Below are 24,905 nucleotides of genomic sequence, written 5' to 3' on the forward strand. Positions count from 1 at the left end.
TATGTTTAGTTTAATTGCAGGTCCTTGCGTCATTGAGTCAGAGGAGATGGTGCTCTCCATCGCCAGGCAGATGAAGGACATCACGGACAAGCTCGGAATTCCCTATACCTTTAAGGCTTCTTTCGACAAGGCGAACCGCACTTCTATCAGCGGATTCAGAGGCCCCGGTATTGAGGAAGGTCTGCGGATTCTTCAGAAGGTGAAGGACACTTACAATCTTCCGATTTGCACGGATATTCACGAGCCGTGGCAGGCTGAAAAAGCGGCGGCGGTTTGCGATATTCTCCAGATTCCGGCGTTTCTTTGCCGTCAGACTGATTTGCTCGTTGCAGCAGCAAAGACCGGAAAATGTATCAATATTAAAAAAGCGCAGTTTCTTGCTCCGTGGGATATGAAGAACTGCGTGGAAAAGGTGCGCCAATCGGGAAATGATAACGTCATGCTCTGCGAGCGCGGCACGACCTTTGGTTATAACACGCTTGTTGTCGATATGACCGGCTTGCGCGTGATGAAGGACATGGGTGTTCCGGTTATTTTTGACGCGACGCACAGTGTTCAAAAGCCCGGTGGCAACGGCACCAGCACCGGCGGCAACCGCCAGTATGTTGAATATCTTGCGAAGGCGGCGGTTTCAGTCGGCGTAGACGGTTTGTTTATGGAAACACATCCCGACCCCGATAACGCAAAATCCGACGGTCCGAACATGGTACCGCTCGGCGAAATGGAAGAATTACTGAAAAAGCTTCAAAGAGTTTACGAAGCGGTGAATGAATAATGGATAAAAAGTATGATTACATAAGCGAAGCGAAAAAAGTTTTTGATAAGGAAATCGAAGCGCTCCAAAAAACGCGCGACGCACTCGGCGAGGATTTTGAGACAATTCTCAACCTGATTCTCAATTGTGAGGGTAAGCTGATTCTCACGGGAATGGGTAAGCCCGGTCACATTGCAACGAAAATGTCTGCGACATTTGCGAGCCTTGGTATTCCGTCCTTCTTCATGCATCCGGGCGAAGCCATGCACGGTGATCTCGGTATGGTAGAGAAGAAAGACGTTGTCATGCTGATGAGCTATAGCGGCGAGAGCGAGGAAGTCACGCGCTTGATGCCCGTTCTCAAAGAAATCGGCTGCAAGACAATTGCAATTACTGGCAAGCCGCAGTCAACCTTGGCGCAGGAGTGTCAGTATCATTTCTTCTTCCCGGAGTTTGAAGAAGCGTGTTATCTGCACTTGGCGCCGACCTCAAGCACAACAACGCTGCTCGTTCTGGGCGATTCTTTAGCGGTCATTGCGTCAAGAGCGATTAATTATACAAGAGACGACTTCGGACTTCACCACCCTGCCGGCGCACTCGGCAAAAAGCTGCTTGTCAGGGTGAAAAACCTGATGTACTCAGGTGACGAGGATGCGGTCGTTTTGGAAGGTTCAACGCTCCATCAGGCAATAGTTGAGATGAGCAAAAAAGGCTTGAGCATGGTGACGATTATTGACACCGAAAACAACATCAAAGGCATTATCACCGATGGTGACCTCAGACGAATGCTCGATAAGAATGTAGATGTGTATAACGCTGTTGTCGATGACCTCATGACCAAAAATCCGACCACTGTTGATTACCGCGAAATGGCGGTCAATGCCCTGCAAACCATGAGTGACAAGAAAATCACCTGTATGCCTGTTGTGGACGAGGAAAACAAGCTTGTCGGTACAATTCTTATGCAGGATATTTTTAAGGCAGGGATTGTCAGATGAAGATAAAGCTCTTAGTCATGGACGTTGACGGCACCCTCACCGACGGAAAAATCTACATGGGCGAAAACGGCGAAGTGATGAAGGCATTTAATGTCAAGGATGGCTACGCCATTGCTCATATGCTCCCTGAAATGGGCATTATCCCAGTTATCATTACCGGCAGGAAGTCAAAGATAGTTGAAAACCGCGCAAAAGAAATCGGTATAACTGAGCTTCATCAGGGTGTTAGAGATAAGTTAGCAGTGCTAAAAAATGTTGCAGAAAAATACAATGCTTCACCAGATGAAATAGCTTACATTGGCGATGATATCAATGATTTAGATTGTATTGAGTATTGCGGGGTTACTGCTTGCCCGGTGGACGCGGTTGATGGGGTGAAACGAAAAGTGACATATGTTTGTAAGAAAAACAGTGGCGAGGGTGCTGTGAGAGAATTTATATGTAAAATAGAAGAAAATATACAGGATGCTTAGGAGGAGTTAATTATGAAATATGGAGATATTATCAACAACTATAAGGTTAGAATTCTTTCTGCAAATAATAAAGACTTAGAAACCGAAAAAGTGATTCAAGAAATTACCAATAATTCAACAATATTAGGTGTACATTTAACTGATTCGGACAAGGCTGATATTCTTAATTGTTTGCTTGAGGAATTACAAAGACATAGCTTTGAGAATTTCTCGTTAGACAACAAAGAGTATTTAACATTAATTGATAAAGCTATTAAGCTTGTAAGTGAGAAACAAGAATGAGTATATATGAAGTTATCGCGATAGTTATCTCAGCCGGTGGTATTGTTATTAGCATCATTTCTTTGATTAAAGCGCATAAGGCAGATAAAATATCGCAGGGACAAATTGAACTTAATATTCATCAGTTGATTTCCGGTACAAAAAAGGATGTTTTAGATTTGACACTAATGGTTACCGAGAAATTATCATCTGACCAAGAAAAAACAAAAGAAATTCTAAACCAAGCCTTAGAATCTGCTAAGGAACAGAACTTAAACGCCTATGAAGAAGCATGTGCTAAATACTTGGATAATAAAGTTGATAAGGAAAGATTTAAAAAGAACTATATTATTGAAATCAGACAGTTAGTAGAACGAAATTCGGATAAGTACAATACGACCTCTCCATATAAAGCAACGCTTAAGGTGTATAATGAGTGGAATAATCTGGAAGGGAAATAGATGAGGCTATATTGAAATGAAATATGCTTTTACGTGATTTATGGTTTATAAACATACAGAGATTTGACAGTTTACTTCCGAAAGAGAAAAGAATATGAGAATCAAAAAACAAAATATTTCAAATTCTGATTTGTTAACGTTAATTAGTAAACACAGATTACCGATTATGGGTTTTTCTGCGTTATATATTTACTTGTTTCATGAGTATTTGACATTATTTCATAGCTATAGACCGTTTTTGCTTTTACAGGAATGGATTCGTGGATTTGGATATATTGGTGTGGATATTTTTTTCTTACTTTCCGGTATGGGTTTGATATATTCAATACAAAAAACAAATTTGGCAGGGTATTATTATCGAAGATTCAGAAGATTGGCTTTTCCGTGGATTGTTATGGCGATAACGATAATGGTTGTTGATCAGTGGAGTTTGGAACGGTTTTTAAAGAATATATCAGGAGTATCGTTTTTTACAGAATCAATTTATGCGTATTTATGGTTTGTACCGGCAATATCTGTTTTTTATATTGTATTTCCTTTGTATTATTACTTTTTTAGCCGACAAAACAGCAAATTGATTTTTACTTTGCAAATAATAGCGGTTTGTTTTCTTCTTACATTGGTTTCTCTTGGATTCCTGAGAGATGATATGTATTGTTTTATCAATCGTATACCAATTTTTGTTATTGGTATTTATCTTGGATGGAAATCCAAAAACGGAACACTTGTTTCCTCGAAAGCTATTGTTATTTTAATGGGTGTTTTATTATTAGTTGGAATATATCTAACAACCGGTTATCTTTATTTCGATTTTCCAAAACTAATTCCAATTTTTGAATACAGCTTTCCAAGCGTATTGATAGCAATTCCATTGACGTTTTTCTTAGCCAAAGCTTTCAGTATAATAAAGAATAAAAAGGTTGGCAAGCTTATTTATAAAGCGTTTGCTTTCTTGGGTACAATTTCATTGGAACTATATTGTGTTCAAGAATTTTTAGGGGCAAAAATTGTTCCGTTATTAAATGATAAAATGGGTCATTTTCTTATCAATATAGTTTTATTTGCAGTTGTTTTAATAGCAGCAATTATTTTATCGGTATTAGGAAAGCTGTTTTGGAAAGTTTTTGATGGGGTTCATGAAAGATTATTTGTAAAATAGTATTCTGAGATATGATAGAATAGCGCAGTATAAATCAAGGGTTATTATTCAATAATAGAAAATTAATTTGTTAATATGGAATCATTTTTACTTTGTTATTAATATTGGAGAGGTTTATGAGTTTTGTTTTAGATTATGTTTATCCTTCAAAAGCAAAAGCGATTGCCGAAGCAAGGGATAAATTTCACAAAGTTGATAGCGCGATTGTAGAAACTTACGATAATGCGACTATTCTTCCTGCTGTAAAATTTGATGACTATGATGTGTCACATGGTCGCGGCGGTGTGATGGACGAAAACGGCAAATACGTTGAACTGTCAAAACAAAAAGCCAGAGTTCAAGGTTATTACAATCCGTCTAAATATGGTATAGAAGAATCAAATGAAACGGTTGTTTATTGTGGTTTTTTTAATAAAGTTTGGGGACATTTTATAACAGAGGTTGTTTCTCGGCTATGGTATGCCCTGAAAAATGATAAGAGCGTAGATGCGTATGTTTTTATTGATTCTCTTGATGGCAATAAGCAATTCTCAGGTAATTACTTTGAGTTTTTAAAATTGCTTGGAATTTCAGATAAAGTAAGAATAATCAATAAACCTACAAAGTTTAAGAAAGTTATTGTACCTGAAGAAGGGCTGGTGTATAACGACCACTATACTCAGGAGTTTATTGATTTATATCAATTTATCAACAAAAAGGGACTCGAATTGTACTCTGGTGAGAAATATGATAAGGTTTTTTTCTCAAAAAGAAAGCTACCGATTAGTGCAGAGTCTAATCTTAATGAGAAGTTCTTAGATAATTATTTTAAAAAGAATGGATACAGCATCTTTTACCCTGAACAGTTATCTTTGATTGATACAATAGGTATCCTACAAAATGCCAAGTTTTTTGCAGGTATAGCCAGTTCGTTATTACATAATCAATTATTTGGAACATCAAGTCAAACAACCATCTGTATAGAGAAGCAGGCGTTTTATAATCCGTATCAGGTGATGGTAGCAAAAATTACAGATAGTAAAACTGTTTTTATCGACGCGTGTAGGAGTATATTTACTGTTAGTACAGCAGGACCTTTTATTTTTGATTATACAAAATTTCTTGATAAATTTGCTAAGGATAATAATATGATTCTTGGGAAATCTATGTCAGAATGGAAATTTAAGCGATTGTTTAAGAGATATTTAGCGTATTATTTTGATTTTAACGCTGAATTACCGCCAGACTGGATGTATCGTCAGTATATTATAGATATGACTCGAGAGGCGTATAATGATACAGTAAAATCAAAAAAAGTATTTCGAATGTCATTATACAATCGGATAGTTCTTAAAATAAAGAAAACAATTATTTCATAATATTGAGATACCATAAAAATGGTTTTGTTAGCTATGTTAAGTATAACGGAAAACAAAAATGATAGTGACTATATAATTTTTGCAAAAAGGATTATGCTTTTTTCTGTTTTGTTTTTATAAAAGCATAGTGAATGTAATTAAAAGAAAATATAATAAGGAATTATAAAAGATTTATGTTTTTTTATTTTTTTTATTTCATTGTTTTGGGTAATAAACACATGATTTTATATTGATACCGATAAAACAGATTGTGTTAATGCCAATAATTTGTGAATGAGGATAAAGATGTCAAGTAAGATTAATTACAACTATTTACGTTCCACGAAAGCGGAAAAAGTGAAAGAAATGCATAATAATAGATTTGAAACAAAAAATGATTTATCAACAGAAGTCTATGATAATGCAACAATAATTCCTTTGAAAAACATGAATGATTCAGACGCTTTTTGGGGACGAGGAGGGGTATTGGATTCTTCGGGGGAGTATGTTGAGTTGTCAAAGATTCCCAGATTAATAGATGGCTCATATCAAGTTGATAATAGTGATTATATCGATGAAAAAGTAGTTTACTGTGGCTACTTCCGTCACCACTGGGGAGAGTTTATTGCTTATTGTTTGCCGAGACTTTGGTATGTTTTGAAAAATGATATCACTATTGACAAATATATATTTTTTACTAATGAAAATACTGACTATTCACTGTCTGGAAATTATAAGAATTTAATTGAACGATTGGGTATTATTGAAAAAGTTCAAATCATTTCAAAACCAACAAAGTATAAATCTGTTATTGTACCTGAATTGAGCTATGATACAAGCAGTAAATACTATTCCAAAGACTATTTAGGATTGTTTGAGTTAATAAACAAGAATTCCCACAGCAATCTTACAGAAAAAAACGAAAAGATATATTTGACTAGATCTTCGTTAAAAAAAGCGTCCTCTATGGAAAGCGGAAATGATATGTTGGATGATTTCTTTTCTAAAAATGGCTTTACGATATTATCACCTGAAAAAATATCATTAGATGATCTGATATACTATTTGGATAACGCCAGCACGATTGCATGCATTTCTGGGACACTGCCGCATAATGTTTTGTTTTCTACAAATCAAGGAAAAGATAAGAATGTGATAATAATTGAGCGAAATGCAATGTTTAATTATTTTCAACCCGAAACAGATATTATGACTAATGCAAATGTTACATTTATAGATGCAAATATTTCCTTATATCCTGTCGAACTTTCGTATGGGCCATTTATATATGCAGCAAATAAATATCTTAAGAAATTTGCTGAGGACAACAATTATATAATACCAAATGAAAAATTCCAGACAGAAAAATATAAAAAACAGTTGTTTAAGGAATATATTGGCAGATACAAAAATGAGTATGGTTTATGTTTGTATATGCCTTTATGGAATCTACGATGTTCAAATGCAATATTTGAAGCATATCAGGATGGCGAGGCATATTTCGAGGATTATCTGAAAGGCAAAAAGTATTATAAAGCAAGCCAATATTTTTCTATAGATTTTTTAAAACGAATTGTTAAGAGGATAATACGAAGATAGGTGCATTGAATGAATATTTTTGTTACCGGCGTCGGCGGTCAGCTTGGATATAGTGTTTTGAACGAACTAAAGCGCCGTGGATATGAAGTGTTCGGTTCTGATATAACTGAATCATCCGATATAAAATTAGATATTACAGATAAAACAGCAGTTGAAACGGTATTGAATGAATTACAACCTGAAGCTGTGATTCACTGTGCTGCGTGGACAGCGGTAGATGCAGCAGAGGACAAAGAAAACAAAGAAAAGGTTTATGCCGTAAATGTAACCGGTACGAGAAATATAGCAGAAGTCTGCAAGCAGCTTAATTGTAAGATGGTTTATATCAGTACCGATTATGTTTTCAACGGACAAGGAACAGAGCCTTGGCAGGCAGATTGCAAGGATTTTGTACCGCTCAATTACTACGGACAGACAAAGTTAGAGGGCGAGTTGGTTGTTGCAGAGTTGCTCGACAAGTTCTTTATCGTTCGTATAGCGTGGGTATTCGGCTTGAACGGTAAGAATTTTATCAAGACAATGATTAATGTCGGCAAGAAATACGATACCGTTAGAGTTGTCAATGACCAAATCGGTACTCCAACCTATACATATGATTTAGCACGACTACTGGTTGATATGATCGAGACTGATAAGTACGGATATTATCACGCTACTAATGAAGGCGGCTATATCAGCTGGTATGATTTCTGTTGCGAGTTTTACAAACAGTATGGCTTGGAAACGAAAGTTGTTCCTGTCACGACGGAAGAATACGGCTTGAGTAAGGCAGCAAGACCGTTCAACAGCCGACTTGATAAGAGTAAGTTAATAGAAATGGGATTTGAGCCGTTGCCAACATGGCAGGATGCGGTTAAAAGATATTTGGAGGAAGCAGATTTGTAATGGGACAGATTAAAGTTACAAAAGCACCAATTGAGGGTTTATACATTATTGAGCCTACCGTACATGGAGATGCTCGCGGCTATTTTATGGAGACATACAACCAGAAGGATATGAAGGAAGCCGGTCTTGATATGGTGTTTGTGCAGGACAACCAGAGTATGTCAAAGAAAGGCGTTCTTAGAGGATTGCATTTTCAGAAGCAGTATCCACAAGGAAAGCTTGTGCGTGTGTTTGAGGGTGCTGTGTTTGATGTTGCAGTTGACTTACGCAAGGACAGTTCTACATATGGTCAGTGGTATGGAGAAATATTAAGTGCTGATAATAAAAAGCAGTTTTATATTTCCGAAGGCTTTGCTCACGGATTTTTGGTGCTGTCTGATACTGCTACCTTCTGTTATAAATGCACAGATTTTTATCATCCCGGCGATGAAGGCGGATTGGCTTGGAATGATCCAGAGATTGGAATTGAATGGCCTGATTTAACCGGTGAATACCAAGGTAATTGTAAAGGTGATGGATATGCGATGAGCGATGGAACGCCGCTGAATTTGTCGGACAAAGACCAAAAGTGGTTGGGTTTGAAAGATACATTCCAGTTTTGAGTTTAGATTATTAGTTCCCTATATTTTGCTAATCAAAAGATATAATTTAAGTAGATACTTGATTTAAAACACCGAGGAGAGTTCCTGTTGTCCTACGCATCATTCAACTTCATCGCATTTGTTGCCTTAACGGTACTGGGATATTTCGCCTTGCCGCTCAAAAAGCACAAATGGATTATACTATTAATTTCAAGTTACATATTCTACTTGTTTGCCGGATACAAATATGTGGCGTTTATTCTGTTTACAACTGTCAGCACTTATGCAATTGCGCGATGGTTGGATAGGATTTCTCTGCAATCGAAAGAAACACTTAAAGCGAACAAGCAGGATTGGGATAGAGATACCAAGAAACAGTTCAAGAACAAAACCAAGCGGAACAAGCGTTTAGTAATGGCTTTGTGCTTGGTGTTGAATTTTGGTATCCTTGCCTTTCTGAAATACTATAATTTCTTTGCCGGCAGTTTGAATGATGTGTTTGGTTCATTTGGAATGAGCTTTTCGGTGCCAACGTTAAAGTTGTTTTTGCCGTTGGGTATTTCGTTTTACACATTCCAGTCTATGGGATATATCGTCGATGTATACAGGGAGAAGTTTCCTGCGGAAAAGAATATTGCAAAATTTGCCTTGTTTGTATCATTCTTTCCTCAAATTATCCAGGGCCCGATTAGTTTCTATGACCAGTTGGCGCATCAGCTTTATGAGCCGCATAAAATGGATTTTACACGGTTCAAATATGGATGTGAGTTGATTCTTTGGGGGTTTTTCAAAAAGCTGGTAATAGCTGACCGTGCTGTTGTTGCCATTAATACAGTTGTTGCAGATTACAATTCTTACAATGGTACAACGCTGACCTTTACGGTTTTGCTCTATGCCTTACAGCTATACGCTGACTTTTCGGGCGGTATTGATATTTCCCGCGGTATCGCGCAGATTCTCGGAATTGATATGGCTGAAAACTTCAGGCGTCCGTATTTTTCAAAGTCAATTAATGAATACTGGCGAAGATGGCATATTACGCTGGGCGCTTGGATGAAAGAATACATCTTCTATCCGCTTTCGTTGTCGAGTGTATTCTTAACAACAAGCAAGAAGATGAAAGCCACTAAATTCGGTGCAACCAAAGCAGGCGCTCACATCGCAAAGGTATTGCCGACGGCGTTTGCTTCATTGATAGTATTTCTGATTGTTGGTGTGTGGCATGGTGCCAGCTGGAAATACGTCGCGTTTGGCTTGTGGAACGGCGGCGTAATCATGCTGTCCATATTGATGAAGCCGCTGTTTGATGGCGCTCTACAGAAACTACATATCAATCCGAATAACTTCTTTTGGAGATTGTTCCAGATGCTGAGGACGTTTGTAATCGTCTGCATAGGCTATGTATTTGATATTGCTCCGAGTTTTAGGCAATCTATCTCTTCAATTAAAAAAATCTTATTAAATCAATCTGTTTCAAATGGTTTGATAGAAATAAACTCATTGGGTTTAGATAAGTGGGGTTTTGCTTTAGTTGGGGTAGGATTTGTTGTTTTGCTTATTGCAAGTGTTTTGCAAGAGAAAATAAAGAAGTCGTTACGAGAACAGTTGGACAATAATTATTACTGGGTAAGATATTGTGTTATATTAATCGGGATTATTGTTGTTTTGACTTTTGGAATATATGGGCCGGGTTATAATGCTGCTGACTTTGTATATGCACAATTCTAATAGGTATTGATGTGATGAAGGTTTATATTAAAAGAACAATTAGTATTATTTCTATTATTGCGATAGTTATCTTATATATTTTAGTTTCTGAGAACCTTTTTCTCTATAGGGAGAGTGATTCTCAGGCAAGGTTTGATGGCTTTTACTTAGAAGATAAGAACACTTTAGATGTAGTGTTGATTGGCTCAAGTGAAGTATATAATGATTTTAGTTCAGCAATAGCATATGATAAATTTGGTTTTACAAGCTATCCTATTGGAACACCGGCGCAAAACGGTATTTTTATTAAATATCAAATGAAAGAAGTGTTGCAGTATCAGAATCCTAAACTGTTTATTGTAGAGGTAAATGGCTTTTTAGGAGATGACTCAATATCTGATTCACAAATTAGAAATGTTTGTGAAAATATTAGACTTTCTGATAATAAGGTTTCGCTTTTGAGTAGTTTGAATTGTTGTGATGATGTTTATACATATTATTTGCCGTTTTTTAAATATCACAACGATATTAATGTAGGAACTTGTATATATAATTGCAACAATAGGATGAATCAGTTTGGGTTAGGATATTCGTTGTTAAAAGGTAATTATACAGGAACCTATTCTTGGCAAATAGATAAAGAAGTGGGTTTGGAGGATTCTACTATTAAGGTAGAACTAACAGAACGAAATAAAGATGATCTAATTGATTTATTAGATTTTTGTAAGCAGAATAATTTAAATGTGTTGTTTGTTCGCTTTCCAAGAATTCAAACGTCCAGAACAGCTGAAACTCTTGGGAGAAGCAATGCAATAGAAGATATTATCTCTACATATGGCTACGATTATTTGAATTTTGTCTCGAAGATAGATTGTAGTGAAGTATTAAATCGTAGCGATTTTTATAATAGCGAACATTTAAACATAGAAGGTCAAGAAAAATTCACTCTATTTTTTGGAAACGTTTTATACCAAAAGTATGGTATAAAACGCACGAATCTAAACGAGGAGCAAAAGAATAAGTGGAACAATAGTGTTATTTACACAAGAAAGTTTTATTCATTAGCAAATAAAAAGCTGCTTGAGAATTCGGATAATGTTGAAAAGTATTTATATGAAGATATAAAAACAATGGATGAATTAAATTATTTAGAAGTTAATTAATTTATTCGTTTTGTAGTTGTTTATGTATTGAAGATAGGAAAAGAAAATGCATAGATTAAAGAATTATTTGTTGGAAAAAAGTTACCTGATTTCAAATGTGTTTTTAAGGAATTATCAAAAAGTATACTACCACCGTCTCAGAAAGAGATTAAAGAATAGAGATTTTTCTTTGTTTTCTCCAAATTGTTATGCTGGTTTGATTTATCATCGCTTGGGTTTACAGTTTAAGTCGCCTACAATAAATATGTTATTTCCCAGCAAAAAAGAATACTTGAAATTTGTTTCTGACTTAAAACGCTATTTATCGCTTGACTTAGTTGAGAGCGAAGATGAAAGGTTTCCATATCCGGTAGGCATGCTTGGAGATGTAGAATTGGTATTTAATCATTACAAATCGTTTGAATAAGCAAAGAATGCTTGGGATAAGAGAAAGCAACGTGTAAATTTCGATAATATCTTCATTATATTTGATGATTATGTTGATGCTGAGTATGATGATTTAGTAAGATTTAATCAGATTCCTTGCAGAGGAAAAGTAATCCTTACAGCAAATGAATACCCTGATTTAGATAATACTATACAGATTAAAAAATATAGCAAGGATCATATTATGAAGGCGTATTTGTTAGAAAAAAGTCGTTGGACAGGCAAATGTCCGGCAGATAAAGATTTTGACTATGTCAGATGGCTTAATGGAGAAGATATTTTTCATGCGAAATAGAAACGACACAGTTGATTTATTCAAGTTCATATCCTCGATTTTAATCATTGGTATTCATACAAATCTTTTTGTTGATATTAATGATACTTTGAATTTTGCTTTTGTGGATATCGTTTGCCGTTTGGCAGTGCCTTTCTTTGCTGTTTGCTCTGGATATTTCTTGTCTAAATCATTAGCGAAGAATGAATATGGAGCAAAACCGATTAAAAAGCAAGAATGGAAGATGATAAAGCTTTATGCTTTGTGGACTCTTTTGTATTTGCTCTATTCCATTCCGACATGGATAAAGACAGGCTGGATGTCATTTGGTGCATTTAAGGATTATGCGCTTGCAACTGTAACCCAAGGTTGCCACTATCACTTGTGGTATCTAATCAGCTTGATTTATGCGCTTCCTTTATTTTATCTGTGCGTTAGATTTATAAAAAACAGAAAAATCCCGACTTGCACACAGCACCTAGTAATCAAGTGTTTAAGCCAAATTGATCGCGATATTTAAGCGATTTAGGATTTTTAAAAACCAAATCAATGATTTTCTCTACTTTTTCGAGGTGGTCTGACGGTGGATTGATAACGAAGGAGTAGAGATTCAGGTAGTCCTGTATATCATCACGGCAGAACCCACTGTGTGCGTTAAGAAACATTTTGAGTAGCATATGTACTCGGTTCACAGGGTCGAGAGGGTTTTCACTATCGGCAAGACCTTTCAAGTCTTTTGAAGCGTAACAAACGCTTTGCAAAGATAATTCACTGACTAATTTCTTATGTGTGTTTTCTTTGTCGTGAATCAAAAGCGAATTAGGTTGTATGTGGTTTTGAAACGCTTCATAGCTTCGTTTCTGCGAAGGTTTACCGTATCCTTCCATTATGCAAACGGTATGCTTTTTGTCTGTTGCGACTCCTATACAGATTTGATTGCGTGAAAGACCTCTCGGCAGTGTTCCGTCTTCTTTGTGCTCTCTATCGCTCATAATAACGGAATAGTAGGTTTCATCAAGCCAGACAGTATCGGATAAAACAATGTTTTTCTGCCATTCTTCCAACGTTAAAAACAGTTTTTTAAGCCAATATTTTGATGTTGAGATAGCATTGCGATTGTTCCATGAATCTGCATTCAAGCTGACATACCGAAATATGTTTAAGCAGTACTCAATCCATTCACTAATCGGAATCTTTCTTGAATCAAAGATCGTTCCTGTTGTTGGTTTGAAATACTTACCACATCTACACTTGTATCTTCTTATCCCGATAGAATCAAAACCTTTGCACACAAAATCATCGGAACTACAATACGGACATTTTGCCGGAATATATGAATTTACCATATCTGATTCACCGGCATCAGCTAATCTTGGGTGCCGTTCTTCATAACGTGCAACATAATGCATTTGCAAATACTCCTGTGTAGCGGTTAAATCGTTGTGCTCGTCCCATGGTGTTCTTTTGCGTGATCTGCTCCTGTTTTTCATGCTTGTCACCTCCTGCCGAAGTGACTTCATTATACTATCGTTTAGGTGCTGTGTGCAAGTCGGGATTTAAACAGAAAATTGCTTTTTGTGATAATGATAGTGCTTTATATTATCAAAGCATTGTCTTATGGTTATAGCCCATGGCTGCCGGGATTTATGCAAAGTGCATTCCAAATCGGGAACAAGTTTAGTGCGCTGTTCGATGCGGTATTCTTGTTATTACCGTTGATGTTGTTAGGATTCTTTATCTCACAGAAAAAGATTCCCTTAAAGTTATCATTGATTGGATTTATTGTATCATTTAGCTTGTTAACAGTTGAAGCCTTTACATTAAAAGCATTTGGACAAGAAAGTGTCTCTTTCATATTTTTGACATTTCCTACAGCATACTTCTTGTTTTCTTTGATTTCACAAATGAATTGGAATTTGAATGGTAAAGTATGCACGTTGCTTGGCTCTGCAAGCTTAATGATTTATTGTTTCCATCCAATGATTGTAGAACTGTTTATCGATATTGTACCAAGTTCAATTTTACTGTTTGTGATTACAACGATTATATCGGCTGCAGTAGCTTTGATGTTTGTAATAATCAGAACAAAGATTAGTTCAAGAAAGCAAAGATAACAAGTTAATTAAGCGTGACTTTATTTTTTTCAAACTTGACTTTCCTTTCCGCCTATGCTATACTACCAAAAACCGCATAGGAATGGGAAAAATCAGGTTTCACCGACGTGGTGTAACCATCCGTACCAGATACAAGAATTAGAACGAAATAGCGAAAATTTTGTTAAAAATGCACATATATGTTCGAAAAAGGCTTATCTCAGAAAGAATTTAAGCAAAAGTTATGCTATTTGAGGTAAATGTGTATCCCGCTCTGAGAACCGCAGCTGCACGGGCGTTGAATCATTCCATTGCTGCTTGCATAACCGTGATTGTTGCGTTTCTTTAGTCACGGTCTTGCCGAAGCAAACTAAGATGACTGTACAAATACTGAAAATCTGTTCAGTGAAGAGTTGTTCAGTGCTCAAATAGAATCAAATCTGTGTGGATTGTTTGCATAAAGAATCTATCCTCTCCATTCCTTTTCTCTTGAGTATGCCGTCATAATATGGTAGACTATGATTAGTAAACAATAGAGAAAACACAGAAAGGATGGTCAGCTATGAGCACAAAAGAAATAGCTTTTGAAATATTTAATCGCTTAAGTGAAAAACAGTTACAAGGGTTTATTGCGTTATTTAGTGATATGTATCCTGTGGGCGACGATGATGCTCAAAAAAGAGAAAGAGCTTTTGAAAACTTGCAGAAATTAAGACGTAATATACCGGATATTGATGAAAAGAAAGAACTGGATGAATATAGAACAATGAGGTTCGGTAAGGTATAACAGAATAGCAGGGAGGTGTTTCTTTGTGAGTAATGAAGAAAAGATTATTGCGGAAGTAAACAGCTCAATGACGATGGAAGGCATGCCCCTTACAACAAAGGATAAGATTCGCATCAGATACTTATTATCCAATCCGGATAATTTGGAAACAATGATAAATGAATTGGTAAAAAAACACACGGTATCTTATCCTTAATAATGGTTATTCACATGATAGATTATAGCAATTCTCATGAATGTGATGAACAATACAGTTACCTTGTTGTATTGATTACAAAGGCATACAGTTTATTGTATTCTCTGAAGTTTTTAAACTAAAGTGCAAATGCGCCTTAATTTCAATGGGAGCTTGATATTATTCTAAAACCGAGGTATAATATACTTGAAAGTTAGGGGAAAATACCCATAAGTTTTAAGAATGTGGAGGCTTGCAATGCAGAAGGTTATTAAGCGTGACGATTATCTCGGAAGATTGATTGATAAAAAGGAAAACGGACTGATCAAGGTCATCACCGGAATAAGAAGATGCGGAAAGAGCTTTCTGCTGTTTAATCTGTTTTATGACTATCTGATCAACAGCGGAGTAAATGAGGAACAGATCATTACCATTGCTTTGGATGATGATCTTTTTGTAGATTATCGGGATCCTGGTGAATTGTCAAAATATATTCGTGGAAAAATCGTCAATAAGGATATGTACTATATTCTCATTGATGAGGTACAGTATGCGATTTCAAAGGACGAGCTTAAGAATCCTGATAACATCAGGCTTTATAATGTTCTCAACGGTCTTATGCGGCTGCGTAATGTCGATATATACGTAACCGGAAGTAATTCCAAAATGCTCACGAAGGATGTGTTGACGGCTTTTCGCGGCAGAGGTGACGAGGTCAAGATCTATCCAATCTCGTTTAAGGAATATTATTCTTTTGTTGGTGGAGATAAATCTGACGCGTATGAAGAATATGCGCTGTACGGTGGTATGCCGCTTGTCTTAAGCAAAAAGAGTGATGCGGAAAAGATCAGCTATTTACAGAATCTATTCTCAGAGGTATATTTCAAAGATATTACGGAGCGTTATGACATTGAACTACCCGACGTGCTGAGTGAATTAACAGACGATTTGTGTTCTTCAATTGGTTCTCTTACCAATGCAAGTAAGATTGCGAACACTCTGCGAGCTGTCAAAAACATAAAGGTAACAAGCACAACGGTTTCAAATTATCTGAATTATTTGATAGAGTCATTTTTGTTCAGCAATGCGAAACGCTACGATGTAAAAGGGAAGAAGTATTTTGAGTATCCGTCAAAGTATTATTGTACCGACATCGGACTTCGTAACGCAAGATTGAATTTCAGGCAACAAGAAGAAACGCACATAATGGAGAATATTATCTATAATGAGCTTCTGTGCCGTGAGTGTTCCGTTGATGTGGGTGTAGTAGAAATCGTGGAAACGCACGACGGCAAAAGAACCAAAAAGCAGTGTGAGATTGATTTTGTAGTAAACAGAGGTACAAAAAAATACTACATTCAATCTTCGCTGAATGTTTCGGAACCGTCAAAACTGGAAACTGAACTCAGACCGTTGAAAAATACCAAAGATTTCTTCAAGAAAATCATTATCAGCAAAACCGCGATGAAACCATGGACTGATGAGGAAGGAATCCTTCATCTCGGACTTTATGAGTTTTTGCTGAACGAGAATTCGCTCGATTTGTAAATTGAAAGAGAGCTTCAGGAGAAAAAGAACATTCTCCCTTGACTTTCCTTCCACCTCATGCTATACTACCCCAAAACTGCATAACTAAGCCCAAAACACCCCTTCGGTGTAACTGAAAAATCCAGTCTTGTTCCACTCCAACACCACAAAAATTTATATACTCGCAGGTATGGCGGAAGCATTAATTTTGAACTCCGGCCTCGGTAGCCGGATGGGAGTTTTGACATCGGAACACCCAAAATGTATGACACAAATATCGCACAGCGATACCATATTAAGTCGTCAGTTAAGGCTTATCGCGCAAGCAGGCATCACGGAAGTTATCATGACGACCGGCTATTATGACAGTATTCTTGAGGAATACTGTGAGAGCCTTGATCTGCCGCTACAATATACTTTTGTCAAGAATCCTGTCTATGACAAAACCAATTACATATACTCTATTTACTGTGCGAGGGAATATCTGGATGATGACATTCTCCTGATGCACGGGGATTTAGTATATGAAAACACTGTATTTGATGATGTTCTTAAAAGTAAAGACAGCTGCATGACCATCAGCTCCACTTTGCCGATTCCGGAAAAGGATTTTAAGGCGGTTTTGTCAGAACGAAGAATCTGCAAGATAGGTATAGAATTCTTCGATAATGCTGTCGCTGCACAGCCTTTGTACAAGCTAAATCGTGACGATTGGCGTGTTTGGCTTGACAGGATCATCGCTTTTTGCGAGAACGGCAACACCAAATGCTATGCGGAAAATGCTTTTAACGAGGTTGCAGAATCCTGCAAAATCGTTCCGCTGGACGTGCAGGACAGGCTTTGCGCCGAAATTGATAATCCAACGGATTTGAAAAAGGTTTCCGAACAGCTCAAGATCATTGAGAACCGCACGGTTTATATGTGCTTTTCTACTGACATCATTCACAGCGGTCACATTGCGGTCATGAAGGTAACTGTGTAGGATTGGCGGCAGGCTATCACCTGGCAACAGGAAAAGTACCGGTCGTCTATATGCAGAACAGCGGCGAAGGCAATATCATCAATCCGCTAGCGTCGCTTTTGAATGATAAGGTTTATGCAATCCCGATGATCTTTATCATCGGCTGGCGCGGTGAGCCCGGTATTCATGATGAGCCTCAGCATATCTATCAGGGTGAAGTAACCGTCAAGCTGATGGAGGATATGGATGTAAAGACCTTCATCATCGGCAAAGAAACCACAAAAGATGAACTGAAAGCAGCTATGGAGGATTTCCTTGCTTTACTGAAAAACGGTAAGCAGGTAGCGTTTATTGTCCGTAAAGGCGTGTTGGAAAATAGCGAAAAGGTTGTCTATAAAAATGACAACACCATGACGCGCGAGGAAATCATTCAGCATATCGTACAAGTGACAGGAGAAGACCCGATCGTCTCCACAACTGGCAAAGCGAGTCGTGAGTTGTTTGAAACAAGAGTAGCAAACGGTCAAAGTCATCAATACGATTTTCTGACAGTTGGATCCATGGGTCATAGTTCGTCAATTGCGCTTGGTGTTGCACTGAATAAGCCGGACAGAAAAATCTGGTGTATCGACGGTGATGGCGCCGTTCTTATGCACATGGGTTCTATGGCAGTAATCGGCGCAAACGCGCCGAAAAATCTTGTCCATATCGTCATCAATAACGGCGCACATGAGACTGTCGGCGGTATGCCTACAGTAGCGTCAAACATGGATATAGTCGCCATTGCGAAAGCCTGTGGTTATCCGAATGCAATCAGTGTGAGCAGCTTTGCACAGTTGGACAGAGTTTTGAATGAAGCTAAATCAAGAAATGAGCTCAGTTTGATTGAAGTAAAGTGTTCGATCGGAGCGAGAGCAGACTTGGGTAGAACTACTACGACGGCGATTGAGAATAAAGAAAACTTTAAAGGATTCCTTTAATAGATAAGGGAAGATGATGAAAGGGATTATTTTTGTAGGTGGATTCATGTTTCCTGAGTGCGGAATAATCATACCGTCGAATCGCTACTTTTCATGCCTAATGTGGTGTTTTTCTATTGTATATACTTTTCCTTTTCCAACGGATTGATGCTTTCTAGAGAGCACAGCGCTTTGGAAGATGAATTATGTTATAATCTCAAGGAATAAAATAAAAAAGTTCAAAATCTACTGATGTTATTATGAGCGAAAGAGGAAAAAAACCATTATGAATATAAAAGATGATTGTTTTTTTACTATTATAATTTGCGCTTATAATGAAGAAAATCATTTATCAAAAAGCGTTGATTCTATATTGAAACAGACATTTGAAAATTTTGAAGTTATTATTGTAGATGATGGCTCAACTGATAGAACTATTCAGATTTGTAGACACTATCACAACAAAGATAAAAGGGTTCGTTTTTTTCAACGCTCAAATCATGGTTTGTTTCAATCAAGAATATATGGAGTTTCACATTCTATTGGAAAATATATTATGTTTTGTGATGCAGATGACTATTATGTTTCCAAAAACGCTTTTGAATATATATACTGTATTCTAAAGGCAAATAATTGTGATATGTTACAATTCGGTTACTATAATAAATACCATTTGCTTAAATCTAATAAGACAAATTATAACGATGAATCTGTTGGAAAAGATATATTTAAGTCTAGAGATTATCCTCAATTAATATGCAGTCACTGGAAAGAGTCAAAATTGAATAATCCTGTATGGAATAAAGTATATAATAATAAGTTGTTTCAAAATCTTCCCTCCGAGTTGAAACAGCAAAGAATTTTTTGGGGAGAAGATCAAATACTAAATCTGTTTCTACTGGAAAAATGCGAGAAAGTGTATTTTTGTTCTAAGCCGTTATACTGCTATCTATCTAATGTTGGTGCTACAAAAAAATGGAGAAGAGAAACAATGCATGACTTGGATATAATAAAAAAATACCAACTTATGTTTGTGGAGAAATGTGGCACTGAAGAGAGAAAAATGTATAAGAGAGAGTTGTTTGCAGAAGTTGCGGCTTGGTTTTTAATCCATTTGGAGTTAAGTATTCCTGTGTTGACTCGTCCTGAAATGATTGATTATATAAACGAAATACTAGAGTTGCCGCGTTTTCAGATTACAAGGCACTACTATTTAAGCGAAAACGATGAGAAATGGGAAGCGGTAGATTTGCTTAGGAAAGCTGATCCAGAGGAATACTATATTGCTGCCAAAAAAAATTACTTGACGAATAAAAAGAAAAATGTAATAAAAAAACTAGCAAAAAAGATTATATAAAGCATTTCAGTGCTTTAGTAAACTATGCTTTCATGGCAACCTTCTGCTATTAGTGCACTGATTTCTATCATCCCGGCGATGAGGGGGGACTGGCTTGGAACGATCCAGGAATCGGTATTGAGGGGCCGGATTTAACAGGAATATATCAAGGAAACTGCAAGGGTGACGGATATGCGATGAGCGATGGAACACCGTTAAACCTTTCTGACAAAGATCAGAAATGGTTCGGATTGAAGGATACATTTCAGTTTTAACGAAGATAATAAGGTGTTTGACCTGCTTAAAGAAATTTAATTCCGTCAATGTCGTTGATTTAGTCCGCAAAATAGATAGCTGTTATCAACGATAGCAACTTTAGCACAACTCGAGGAGAGGGATCTTTATAGTTGTAATCGGTAAAGAACCGGTTGATGAACTGTATAACCTTTACACAATACATATCTTTTTCGGTGTCTGGAGAAGATATTTTAGTTGTCTGAATCAGACTGACGTTTTTGTGATAGTATAATAATGTTAGCTAACAGGTAATAAGACTATGGATAATAAAGATAAAGAATTATTAAGTAAGATTGTTGAGCACCAATTTACAAGGACAGCTTTGCAAACTGTTATATTTAATAAGTTATTGTTTGATGGATATGTATGCTGTAGTAATGGATTATATCCCAGCAATAAAAAGGTGTTGTTAGATGTATTGCCAAAGCAGTCGCCCATTAATGATTTAATCAACACCAAACCAAAGACTTACACGGAGCTTTTTGATAGAATAGAAGCTATAAAGATTAAGATAAATAATGGTAAACCCCTTTCTTTTACTGAAAGCCAAAGTATCGTATATGCAATACTTGAAACAGGGGATAGCAAACAGAAAGCAGATGTTGTATTTTTTCTGTTAAATAATTCTGTGGAACAGACTAGATTCTATCAACATGGTGAGTTTATTATTGAAAATGACACAGAACTGGTAAACATAGAATCGTTAGATCAATTTATTGCGCAATTGGAGAAAATACCTGAAAAAACAAACCTGTTATTTCGAGAACATACCAATATAAATTATAGTATTCAACCTTCTATCTTCCGTGCGCCTAAATTTTACAAAAACGAATATATGATGTATCAGGAATTGGTTATTCGTTGCCCCGAATATTTTATATCCTGTAATTCGCATCTCGACTTTTTGGTTGAAATGCAGCATTATGGACTACCAACTCGCTTGCTTGATTTTACATTTAATCCGTTAATAGCCCTTTATTTTGCTTGCGAGAATCAATCAAACACCGGTGAAATTATCATTTATTCGGTAAATAATTCAGAATTGTTTTACGGTAAAGATGAGAAAGTCGCGATATTGTCCAGTCTTCCAATGTTTACGTATAAGAAACAAAAGCAGATTTTTAAGTCTATTTCAAATGATTCCGATAACTCGGTTGATATACAAGAATTAATTGATGAGGTTAGAGTAGAACGTCCAACTTTTTCAAGAAAGCTTACAGTATCGGATATTCGTGTTCCAATTTTTGTAAAGCCTTCAAGAAATAATAAACGCATTGCTCATCAAGAAGGAGCTTTTCTTTTGTGGGGGTTGGATACAGTACATTATGATGAAAAATTCAAAGGGGAGTTTGTTGGTGATCAAGAGAAATACCGACTTCAGCAAAATGATAAAAAAGTTGTTTTTTATATACAGTCTAAGAATAAGGGGAAAATTCTAAAAACGCTAAATCGTATTGGAATAAATAAGGCGTTTATTTACCCTGAAATTGATGATGTAGCAGATTATTTAAAAAGTACAATTGAATGAGAAATATTGCATAATGGTTTTCTATTCTCCCTTGACTTTCCTTCCCACCCATGCTATACTACCCAAAAACCGCATAACCAAGCTAAAAACACCCCTTCACCGAAGGGGTGTCATCATCAGCTTGACAGCCAAAGAGAAACCTCGACGAAACGCATCGCGCTCGCCGAGGTTCATAAGTTCAGTGTGGTTGTCTTTGATTTTTTGGAGTATGGCGTTCTGCTGCTCCGTCAGTGTAGCCGATAAATCCTGCTCATGGCGAATCACCAGCTTTGCGGTAATGTCGTACTCACTTCCGCGCACGACTTCATATTCGTGCGGGGCTATGTTGCCGTAGTAGAGATTTTCGAGTGTGGTCATATTCTCACCGTCCTTTCTAAGCACAACAGGATACCACAGAAACAGAAAAAGTCCAGAGAAAAAGAATAATCGGTCTGATAAACACCAGACCGATTAAATCTTACCTTAATTCTACTTCATATTCCGCAAGTAATATCTGTAAATGTGTTGCGTCGGCGATGTTGATTTCATTATCGCCATTAGCGTCAGCTAAAACCAACTGTTCGCCTGATAGTGTTTCCAGCTCTGCAAAACCAAATGCTGTGGGTGCAGAGAATGAACAATATCCGCAATCGCGCAGCAGAAATTGTGAACAATGAATTAATATATACATAAAGTTAACCCGACAGTCTCATTAAGAATGACGTAACCGTCAAATGAGGTAAAGAAACATCCGCCACAGAAACCGATTTGGTACTATGGCGGATGAGATTATTCAGGGATGTTTTCAGTTGAGGGAGTTGCATTGGTGCGTCAAGCATTTGGCACGTTCCACGGCAACAGGCAATCCGGGGATTCGCCCGGATTCAAATTTGGCGCTTTGGTGAAGATGTATTTCAAGTAGGTGTACGGCTCCAATCCGTTTTCTTTTGCCGTTTCGATGATGCTGAAAATGGTTGCGCTCGCTTTCGCGCCGGACGGCGTGTTGGCGAACAGCCAATTCTTCCTGCCGATCACAAACGGCTTGATGCTGCGCTCGGCGCGGTTGTTGTCGATTTCCAGCCTGCCGTCTTCAATATATCGGCGCAGGTACGGTTCCTCCTCATTCAGGTAATAAATCGCCTTGCCGAGCTTACTTTTCGGCGCGATGCTGTCGAGCGTTTTTGCCCACGCAAAGAATGCGTCCAGAAGCGGTTTTGCTTGCTCCTGTCGCTCTTTCAGCCTGTTCTCAAAGCTGAGTTTTTTGATTTTTCTCTCAATGGCGTACAGCTTGTTACAGTAATCCAAGCCGGTTGCCGCCGTCGAGCCCTTGCGCTGTTCTTCTTTCAAAACCTCCAGCGCCTCGCAGAATTTCCGCCTCGCGTGTGCCCAGCAGCCGACGACGGTAACGCCGTCGATCCCTCGATACGCCGTGTACCCATCAGTGTGAAGCCACCCTTTGAATCCCTTTAGGAAATTCTTTGCGTTCTCAGCCTTTCGGTTTGGCTGATAATCGTAGAGCACGATCGGATTCTCGGCACATCCGCTTGTTCTGTACAGCCACATGTAGCTCTTGCCCGGCGTTTGTTTTTCCTTTGGGCGCAGTACCTTAAGCGTGGTTTCGTCGGCATGAAGAACATTCTCGCGCAAAAGCAGCTCTTTCAGCCGGTCATACAAGGGCTCAAGCCACAGCTTTGAAGCGGTGATGAACCAGTTAGACATCGTCTGACGCGATAGCTCAATGCCCTTTTGCTTGAGCTCCTGCTCCTGCCGGTAGAGCGGAGAGTGCATGACAAACTTTTGCGTCATCAAATGAGCAACAGCCTCCGCAGACGCAAAACTGCCCTTGATGACAGGGTTCGGCTGCGGTGTTTCCACGACAGGTGTATCCGCTTCATTCTCATGACATTTCTTGCAGGCATAGGTGTAGTAAACATCCTCACGGATGACTACCTTCGCAGGAATCATCTCAAGATGCTTTGTGACCTTTCTGCCGATGACTTCCATTTCTTCGCCGCATTCGGGGCACTTCTTCTCCTCTTCGCTGAGATCGTGCTCGACGACGTAGGTCTCGACATTCTCGGGGAGCTTTTCGAAGCAGCCGGTCTTCTTCCTGCGCGTATGCTTTTCGACGGTGATTTCTTCGGTTTTGCTCTCAATGTCCTCAATTAATTCGGCTTCATTAAAGAGCAGAGAGATACCGTCATAGAGCTGTTCCGTGTGTTCCGAGCTTGAACCGAAGGTTTTCTTTTTGATGATCTGCAGCTGTTCTTTCAGCCAGTTGAACTCCGATTCAATCTGCTTAAGTGAGTCATATTCAGCTTTGGTAATCGTAACAGTCTCGCTGTTTTTCACTTCGTTTTTCATGCTCTTATTATACCACAAAAAGAGCGAAAAGTACAGTGTTTATGCGGAATTTCTGCGATTATCCGAACTTTATTTTTTCAATTTTGCGGTTTGCTTTCGGCTGCTGAATATTCAGTCCTTCCATTAACCAGCGGTACTGCTGCGGTGTGATGCTGAGCGCTTCGTTCTCACTCCGAGGCCACTGAAATTTGCCTTTTTCAAGGCGCTTGTAGAGCAGCAAAAAGCCGTCCCCCTCCCAGTAGAGCGCTTTGATCCGGTCGGTTCGCCTGCCGCAAAACAGGAACAGCGCGTCTGTGCAGGGATCGAGCTGAAACTGCTGTTCCACAATCGTCGCCAAGCCGTCAATGCCGCGGCGCAAGTCCGTGTAACCGCATGCGAGGTAAACCTTCTTCGTGCCGCAGAAATCGTTCAGCATGACTTCAGCGCCCGAATGAGCGCGGTAAGCGTCGCTTCGTCGGCACCGTTATGAATGTCCGCGCGGACTTCTCCGATATGTACTATGGCGACAACGCTCTCCTTCCGGTATTCGTTTGCAGGCAAGGAAACCTCTACAAACTGATTACGCTGTTGCAGAGCGTTCCAGACCTTTTGCTGACGGTAATGAAAAGTGCTAACGGCAATGCCGTTTCGCTCGCACCAGCTTCGCACACTCAATCCGCTGCTGCGGCACTCCTCGACCTGACGTGACCACTCTGCGAGATTGCTGTTTTCCTTGATAACTCTGATCCCATTTGACACAATACCACTCCCATGCAATTCGTGTACGATCGAATCCAATCGAATACAACGGAATACAATCGTACACTTTGGTTTTGTCTCTA

At 38.1% G+C, this 24,905-nt stretch carries 27 protein-coding genes and 2 pseudogenes; 24 read left to right on the forward strand and 5 right to left on the reverse strand.

All coding sequences use genetic code 11. The annotated features are described in order from the left end of the window. Position 1: 1 nt before the first annotated feature. The 14 genes and pseudogenes from kdsA (at position 2) to AB1I49_RS04220 (ending at position 12,598) form a co-directional block, all read left to right on the forward strand. Positions 2-775, forward strand: a complete 774-nt coding sequence (kdsA, locus tag AB1I49_RS04155; RefSeq protein ID WP_407721450.1) for a 3-deoxy-8-phosphooctulonate synthase — start codon at positions 2-4, stop codon at positions 773-775. Then, complete coding sequence (locus AB1I49_RS04160; RefSeq protein WP_407721451.1) at positions 775-1,752, forward strand: KpsF/GutQ family sugar-phosphate isomerase; 978 nt, start codon at positions 775-777, stop codon at positions 1,750-1,752. Before kdsA ends, AB1I49_RS04160 begins: the two co-directional genes overlap by 1 nt. Next, positions 1,749-2,225 carry a KdsC family phosphatase gene (locus AB1I49_RS04165; RefSeq protein ID WP_407721452.1) on the forward strand — a complete coding sequence of 159 codons (477 nt, stop codon included), beginning with the start codon at positions 1,749-1,751 and terminating at the stop codon, positions 2,223-2,225. The genes AB1I49_RS04160 and AB1I49_RS04165 overlap by 4 nt, the downstream gene beginning before the upstream one ends. Before the next feature lie 12 nt (positions 2,226-2,237). Then, positions 2,238-2,507, forward strand: a complete 270-nt coding sequence (locus tag AB1I49_RS04170) for a hypothetical protein (protein WP_407721453.1) — start codon at positions 2,238-2,240, stop codon at positions 2,505-2,507. Further along, a complete protein-coding gene (locus tag AB1I49_RS04175) occupies positions 2,504-2,947 on the forward strand; it encodes a hypothetical protein (RefSeq protein WP_407721455.1) in 444 nt (147 codons plus the stop codon). Before AB1I49_RS04170 ends, AB1I49_RS04175 begins: the two co-directional genes overlap by 4 nt. A gap of 94 nt (positions 2,948-3,041) precedes the next feature. Further along, on the forward strand, positions 3,042-4,106 hold the full coding sequence (locus tag AB1I49_RS04180) for an acyltransferase family protein (RefSeq protein WP_407721456.1): 1,065 nt from the start codon (positions 3,042-3,044) through the stop codon (positions 4,104-4,106). Positions 4,107-4,222: 116 nt separating this feature from the next. Then, positions 4,223-5,464, forward strand: coding sequence for a glycosyltransferase 61 family protein (locus tag AB1I49_RS04185; protein WP_407721457.1), 1,242 nt, complete (start codon positions 4,223-4,225; stop codon positions 5,462-5,464). A 285-nt stretch (positions 5,465-5,749) separates the two neighbouring features. Continuing rightward, positions 5,750-7,042 carry a glycosyltransferase family 61 protein gene (locus tag AB1I49_RS04190; protein ID WP_407721458.1) on the forward strand — a complete coding sequence of 431 codons (1,293 nt, stop codon included), beginning with the start codon at positions 5,750-5,752 and terminating at the stop codon, positions 7,040-7,042. Positions 7,043-7,051: 9 nt separating this feature from the next. Then, entirely contained in the window at positions 7,052-7,927 is an 876-nt protein-coding gene (rfbD, locus tag AB1I49_RS04195) for a dTDP-4-dehydrorhamnose reductase (RefSeq protein WP_407721459.1), read from the forward strand. Continuing rightward, on the forward strand, positions 7,927-8,529 hold the full coding sequence (rfbC, locus tag AB1I49_RS04200) for a dTDP-4-dehydrorhamnose 3,5-epimerase (protein WP_407721460.1): 603 nt from the start codon (positions 7,927-7,929) through the stop codon (positions 8,527-8,529). Before rfbD ends, rfbC begins: the two co-directional genes overlap by 1 nt. An 87-nt stretch (positions 8,530-8,616) precedes the next feature. Further along, positions 8,617-10,236 carry an MBOAT family O-acyltransferase gene (locus AB1I49_RS04205; protein ID WP_407721461.1) on the forward strand — a complete coding sequence of 540 codons (1,620 nt, stop codon included), beginning with the start codon at positions 8,617-8,619 and terminating at the stop codon, positions 10,234-10,236. A 14-nt stretch (positions 10,237-10,250) separates the two neighbouring features. After that, entirely contained in the window at positions 10,251-11,378 is a 1,128-nt protein-coding gene (locus tag AB1I49_RS04210) for a hypothetical protein (RefSeq protein ID WP_407721462.1), read from the forward strand. A gap of 46 nt (positions 11,379-11,424) precedes the next feature. Beyond that, positions 11,425-12,099, forward strand: a pseudogene (locus AB1I49_RS04215) (DUF1919 domain-containing protein). Beyond that, positions 12,056-12,598 carry an acyltransferase family protein gene (locus AB1I49_RS04220; protein ID WP_407721463.1) on the forward strand — a complete coding sequence of 181 codons (543 nt, stop codon included), beginning with the start codon at positions 12,056-12,058 and terminating at the stop codon, positions 12,596-12,598. Before AB1I49_RS04215 ends, AB1I49_RS04220 begins: the two are co-directional and overlap by 44 nt. Here the strand turns inward: AB1I49_RS04220 and AB1I49_RS04225 are convergent. Continuing rightward, the gene (locus AB1I49_RS04225) at positions 12,564-13,568 is read right to left on the reverse strand and encodes a hypothetical protein (protein WP_407721464.1); all 1,005 of its coding nucleotides are present in this window, start codon (positions 13,566-13,568) and stop codon (positions 12,564-12,566) included. The two genes, AB1I49_RS04220 and AB1I49_RS04225, sit on opposite strands and share 35 nt — an antisense overlap. A gap of 87 nt (positions 13,569-13,655) precedes the next feature. On the opposite strand from AB1I49_RS04225, the gene AB1I49_RS04230 reads away from it, so the two are divergent. The 9 genes and pseudogenes from AB1I49_RS04230 (at position 13,656) to AB1I49_RS04270 (ending at position 21,741) form a co-directional block, all read left to right on the forward strand. Beyond that, positions 13,656-14,192 carry a hypothetical protein gene (locus AB1I49_RS04230; RefSeq protein ID WP_407721465.1) on the forward strand — a complete coding sequence of 179 codons (537 nt, stop codon included), beginning with the start codon at positions 13,656-13,658 and terminating at the stop codon, positions 14,190-14,192. A 541-nt stretch (positions 14,193-14,733) separates the two neighbouring features. After that, on the forward strand, positions 14,734-14,958 hold the full coding sequence (locus AB1I49_RS04235; RefSeq protein ID WP_407721466.1) for a hypothetical protein: 225 nt from the start codon (positions 14,734-14,736) through the stop codon (positions 14,956-14,958). Between the two features lie 25 nt (positions 14,959-14,983). Next, a complete protein-coding gene (locus AB1I49_RS04240) occupies positions 14,984-15,154 on the forward strand; it encodes a hypothetical protein (RefSeq protein WP_407721467.1) in 171 nt (56 codons plus the stop codon). 237 nt (positions 15,155-15,391) lie between these two features. Then, positions 15,392-16,681 (forward strand): ATP-binding protein, encoded by a 1,290-nt coding sequence (locus tag AB1I49_RS04245; protein WP_407721468.1) that lies wholly within the window; start codon positions 15,392-15,394, stop codon positions 16,679-16,681. 169 nt (positions 16,682-16,850) lie between these two features. Then, the gene (locus AB1I49_RS04250) at positions 16,851-17,642 is read left to right on the forward strand and encodes a phosphocholine cytidylyltransferase family protein (RefSeq protein WP_407721470.1); all 792 of its coding nucleotides are present in this window, start codon (positions 16,851-16,853) and stop codon (positions 17,640-17,642) included. A 2-nt stretch (positions 17,643-17,644) separates the two neighbouring features. Further along, a complete protein-coding gene (gene aepY / locus AB1I49_RS04255) occupies positions 17,645-18,601 on the forward strand; it encodes a phosphonopyruvate decarboxylase (RefSeq protein ID WP_407721471.1) in 957 nt (318 codons plus the stop codon). A gap of 265 nt (positions 18,602-18,866) precedes the next feature. Then, positions 18,867-19,937: a glycosyltransferase family 2 protein gene (locus AB1I49_RS04260; RefSeq protein WP_407721472.1), complete on the forward strand. Its 1,071-nt coding sequence runs from the start codon at positions 18,867-18,869 to the stop codon at positions 19,935-19,937. A gap of 35 nt (positions 19,938-19,972) precedes the next feature. Continuing rightward, a pseudogene (locus AB1I49_RS04265) lies at positions 19,973-20,191 on the forward strand (dTDP-4-dehydrorhamnose 3,5-epimerase family protein); the annotation flags it as partial. A 281-nt stretch (positions 20,192-20,472) separates the two neighbouring features. Beyond that, entirely contained in the window at positions 20,473-21,741 is a 1,269-nt protein-coding gene (locus AB1I49_RS04270; protein ID WP_407721473.1) for an FRG domain-containing protein, read from the forward strand. A gap of 96 nt (positions 21,742-21,837) precedes the next feature. Here AB1I49_RS04270 and AB1I49_RS04275 read toward each other — a convergent pair whose 3' ends face one another. Further along, positions 21,838-22,122 (reverse strand): DUF6809 family protein, encoded by a 285-nt coding sequence (locus AB1I49_RS04275; protein ID WP_407721474.1) that lies wholly within the window; start codon positions 22,120-22,122, stop codon positions 21,838-21,840. A 231-nt stretch (positions 22,123-22,353) separates the two neighbouring features. Between AB1I49_RS04275 and AB1I49_RS04280 the strand changes: the two genes are divergently transcribed. Beyond that, entirely contained in the window at positions 22,354-22,413 is a 60-nt protein-coding gene (locus tag AB1I49_RS04280) for a hypothetical protein (RefSeq protein WP_330058408.1), read from the forward strand. A 138-nt stretch (positions 22,414-22,551) separates the two neighbouring features. Here AB1I49_RS04280 and tnpC read toward each other — a convergent pair whose 3' ends face one another. The 3 genes from tnpC to tnpA are packed head-to-tail and all read right to left on the reverse strand — an operon-like array spanning position 22,552 to position 24,822. Further along, a complete protein-coding gene (tnpC, locus tag AB1I49_RS04285; protein ID WP_407721475.1) occupies positions 22,552-24,084 on the reverse strand; it encodes an IS66 family transposase in 1,533 nt (510 codons plus the stop codon). 58 nt (positions 24,085-24,142) lie between these two features. Next, on the reverse strand, positions 24,143-24,499 hold the full coding sequence (tnpB, locus tag AB1I49_RS04290) for an IS66 family insertion sequence element accessory protein TnpB (RefSeq protein ID WP_316611039.1): 357 nt from the start codon (positions 24,497-24,499) through the stop codon (positions 24,143-24,145). Further along, positions 24,493-24,822 carry an IS66 family insertion sequence element accessory protein TnpA gene (tnpA, locus tag AB1I49_RS04295; RefSeq protein ID WP_316611038.1) on the reverse strand — a complete coding sequence of 110 codons (330 nt, stop codon included), beginning with the start codon at positions 24,820-24,822 and terminating at the stop codon, positions 24,493-24,495. Before tnpA ends, tnpB begins: the two co-directional genes overlap by 7 nt. Between the last annotated feature and the right edge of the window lie 83 nt (positions 24,823-24,905).

This window comes from Ruminococcus sp. NATIVEDY160, assembly GCF_045819885.1.
In the GTDB taxonomy this organism is placed as follows: domain Bacteria; phylum Bacillota; class Clostridia; order Oscillospirales; family Acutalibacteraceae; genus Ruminococcoides.